Here is a 771-nt window from a genome sequence, read left to right on the forward strand (position 1 = left end):
TTCAAAAGTGAATTTGTCTTGATGTTTATGTAACTCCTCAAGATTTTTGATTTTTGCTAATTCTTGTATATTTTGCTCCACAATCATTTCTAACATTTGGTTTGCAGTCATAATAAATTCCTCCAGTAAATGTATTTATTTGATTTATATAAAATGTTTCTGCATACTGGAGACATGCAAATAGGGGCTCAATCTTATCTGCACGGTGTTCTCTGTATTTCAGTATGCAGGGAACATTTTTTATTTCTTTTCGTCTTTTAAAACTTTTAAATTTTCGAATTTGTGTTCTTTAAATAATTCCTCATTTTCATTTTTATTGATTAATATTTTACCCTCAAATGAAACGTATTTTATTTTATCTCTGCTATCTTGAAACGCTATTTCTGGATTAATAATATAAGCATTTGCATTGCCTATTTTAGCTACTGAAATAAATCCATGTTCTTTTAAAGTTTTTATTGCATTATGTATTGTTGTACGTCCTTTATTAAATTGTTCCATCAACAATTGTTGAGAACAAACAATTACATTACGATTATTCATATTTTCTAGAAAGAAAAATAAAATATTGCTTGATAAATGATGATTTGTTATTAACCATCGGATCTCTTTCATATGACTTTTGTAAAGTTGTACAAAAGGCGGGTTTTTCTTTTCTAACTCTTTTCTTTTAGCTTCTTCTTGTTCTGCCTTTTCTAAGTCAATTAATTTTTGAATATGATTAACTGGGAGACCTGTTAATTCAATGATTTTCATAAATTCTTCTTTGGA

General features: G+C 27.4%; 1 protein-coding gene. It reads right to left on the reverse strand.

What is annotated here, in order from left to right; all coding sequences use genetic code 11:
- Positions 1-240: 240 nt before the first annotated feature.
- Positions 241-771: replication/maintenance protein RepL (locus ACQGS6_RS29415; protein ID WP_426966104.1), on the reverse strand; the 531-nt coding region annotated here is incomplete at its 5' end.

This window comes from Bacillus sp. GMs2/2, assembly GCF_050172095.1.
Classification (GTDB): domain Bacteria; phylum Bacillota; class Bacilli; order Bacillales; family Bacillaceae_G; genus Bacillus_A; species Bacillus_A cereus.